This is a genomic window from Novosphingobium sp. (assembly GCF_036733805.1).
Lineage (GTDB): Bacteria > Pseudomonadota > Alphaproteobacteria > Sphingomonadales > Sphingomonadaceae > Novosphingobium.
In genome coordinates this window covers 1-2,471 of record NZ_DAIMZT010000133.1, presented here as the reverse complement: position 1 = coordinate 2,471, position 2,471 = coordinate 1, and the positions used below count along the sequence as shown (strand labels likewise).

Genomic DNA, 2,471 nt, shown 5'->3' with positions numbered 1-2,471 from the left:
GAAGAGTTCAAAGGCACCGGCAACTCGGAAATCGTGCTTGACCGCAAGGTGGCGGACAAGCGCATCTTCCCCGCACTTGATGTCGGCAAGTCAGGCACGCGCAAGGAAGAGCTGCTGGTTCCCAAGGACCAACTCAGCAAGATGTGGGTCCTTCGCCGCATTCTCATGCAGATGGGCACTGTGGATGCGATGGAGTTCCTGCTCGACAAGATGAAGGATTCGAAGACCAACGAGGACTTCTTCGCGACGATGAACCAGTAAGCAACGCTGGAGACGCTGAACTTGGACCTGGTTTCGATACTCGCTGCGAGCGCTCTCGCGCTGAACGGGCCGGCAGAGATCTGGCGGCACATCGTTAGTGATTTCTCCAATATCGGGTCGCCTTCAGCGTTTTCGGCTTTCCTGCAAGTGCTGATGATCGATGTGGTGCTGGCCGGCGACAATGCCATTGTCGTCGGCGCGCTGGCAGCGGGCCTTCCGGCGCACCAGCGCCGCAAGGTTATCGCCATCGGCGTGATCGCGGCGCTGGTTTTGCGGGTCGGATTTGCCCTTACGGTTACCTGGCTGCTGGGTATAGTCGGTCTCGTTTTCGCAGGCGGCCTGCTGCTCTTATGGGTGGCCTGGAAGATGTATCGTGAACTTCATGGCGATCCCAGGCATGAGCATTCCCCAGGTTCTCCCGAGATAGAAGGTGACGAGCATTCTGGCCTGGCACCGGCAAAGAGCTTCGCCGGCGCCGCTCTTTCGGTCGCGATCGCCGATGTTTCCATGTCGATCGACAATGTGCTTGGTGTCGCGGGCGCCGCTCGGGAGCATCCGGGGATTCTGATTGTCGGCCTTATCTTCGCGGTGGCGTTGATGGGTCTCGCTGCGAATTTCATCGCCCGCTACATTGAGCGCTACCGCTGGATCGCCTGGATCGGTCTGGTGGTGATCCTCTATGTCGCCTGCAAGATGATCTACGAAGGCTGGGTAGATCCCAACCTGGGGGTCGTCACGCTGTTCTGACCGCAGCTGCGCGCGGCTACTCCTTATTTTACCCGCTTATCCGGCAGGATCTTGACGCGCTTGTCTGGCACGATCTTGGCAGGCCGGGGAATGTAGCGCTTTCGCGCGGCGGGGCGAACCGGCACCTCTTCGTAGACATATTCGACAATCTCCGTGCAATTCGGCTTCGGCTGGACCTGCGGAACCATCATCATGGGCACCGCCATCATTGCTGGTGCCATGCAGCAGCCCGCGGGATAAGCGAAGGGGAAGGAGTAACCTTGCGGATAGGCGTATCCATAGCCTGACTCATAGCCGGGATAGCCGCCGCCCTGAGCGTAGCGGGCATAGTAATCGTCCAGCCACGCCTCGCATTCGTCACGATGGCGCCTTGCGCCTTCGGCCCTGTCGATCGCTGCGCCGGCCACCGCGCCCACCGCTGCGCCTGCTACGGTGCCCACCGAGCGGTTGCCCCTGCCGGCGATGCGGTTGCCGGCAACGCCGCCCACTACGCCGCCAATGACAGCGCCGCCCGCGCCGTTCTCGCGCGAAGACAGGCGTTGGCGGCAATCGGCGAGCCAGGCTTCACGAGCGGCGGAATCATAGCCGTCATAGCGAGCGCCAGCTGGCTCATAAGGCTCGCCCGGATAACGCATCGGGGCATCGCGTAGTTCGGGCGGTGCAGACATGTCATGCTGCCCGTCATGCGCGAAAGCTGGGCAGGCGATCAGCGCCACGGCGGCGGCGGAAAAGCGAAGACGCATCGGGAACACCCTTTCGCGAAGGACGGAAAGTGAGTTCCGTCAGTTAACGCGAAATTTAGCATCGTGATTCCCACAAGACCAAGACTTTTGCCGAAGGTATCGCTGTCCCGTTTCGGAGCATCAGATCGCGAGCGCGGCGATCTGCGCGAGACGTTGCACCCCGGTGGCGTCTTCGTCATCGAAGCGGCCCGGTGTGGGACTGTCGAGATCGATCACGGCGATCACTCGCCCATCGCGTATGATCGGCACCACCAACTCGGAACGGCTGGCGGCATCGCATGCGATGTGGCCGGAAAAGGCGAGGACGTCAGGCACCACCTGGGCCTTCCCGAGCGCTGCAGCCGTGCCGCAGACGCCCTGACCGAAAGGTATGCGAATGCAAGCCGGCTTGCCGATGAAGGGTCCGAGCACCAACTCGCCGTCACTGGAATCGCGGCCGGAATTGGGAAGGACACGGTAAAAGCCCGCCCAGTTCAGATCAGGCAGGAACTGCCAGATTGCGGCCGCCATGTTCGCCATGTTAGCGATCGCATCGGGTTCTCCCTCGACCAGCGCCTTTACGACGCCGGCCAGATCGCGATAAAGTTCAGGCTTGGGCAGGTCTTGCGCGGAAACAAAGTCGTACATAGCCGGCCTTTAGCGCAACTGGCAGTTGCCGCCTAGGTGACACCGCCTTATCTCGTGCCCATGCGTTCGATCCTGATGAAAGCCGTTCTTGCC

General features: G+C 61.3%; 3 protein-coding genes and 1 pseudogene. 2 read left to right on the top strand and 2 right to left on the bottom strand.

The genetic code is table 11. The annotated features are described in order from the left end of the window. Both V7D69_RS15845 and V7D69_RS15840 read left to right on the top strand, forming a co-directional pair. Nucleotides 1-261, top strand: a pseudogene (locus V7D69_RS15845) (transcription termination factor Rho); the annotation flags it as partial. A gap of 21 nt (nt 262-282) precedes the next feature. Continuing rightward, nucleotides 283-1,008: a TerC family protein gene (locus V7D69_RS15840; RefSeq protein WP_333606315.1), complete on the top strand. Its 726-nt coding sequence runs from the start codon at nt 283-285 to the stop codon at nt 1,006-1,008. 23 nt (nt 1,009-1,031) lie between these two features. On the opposite strand, the gene V7D69_RS15835 is transcribed toward V7D69_RS15840, so the two are convergent. Together V7D69_RS15835 and V7D69_RS15830 are read right to left on the bottom strand one after the other, a co-directional pair. Further along, nucleotides 1,032-1,751 carry a glycine zipper 2TM domain-containing protein gene (locus tag V7D69_RS15835; RefSeq protein ID WP_333606314.1) on the bottom strand — a complete coding sequence of 240 codons (720 nt, stop codon included), beginning with the start codon at nt 1,749-1,751 and terminating at the stop codon, nt 1,032-1,034. 120 nt (nt 1,752-1,871) lie between these two features. Next, the gene (locus tag V7D69_RS15830; RefSeq protein ID WP_333606313.1) at nt 1,872-2,378 is read right to left on the bottom strand and encodes a GAF domain-containing protein; all 507 of its coding nucleotides are present in this window, start codon (nt 2,376-2,378) and stop codon (nt 1,872-1,874) included. Nucleotides 2,379-2,471: the final 93 nt, after the last annotated feature.

Coding starts and splice junctions, on each gene's coding strand:
- V7D69_RS15835 (WP_333606314.1), bottom strand. CDS start 1,751: ATGCGTCTTCGCTTTTCCGCCGCCGCCGTGGCGCTGATCGCCTGCCCA.
- V7D69_RS15830 (WP_333606313.1), bottom strand. CDS start 2,378: ATGTACGACTTTGTTTCCGCGCAAGACCTGCCCAAGCCTGAACTTTAT.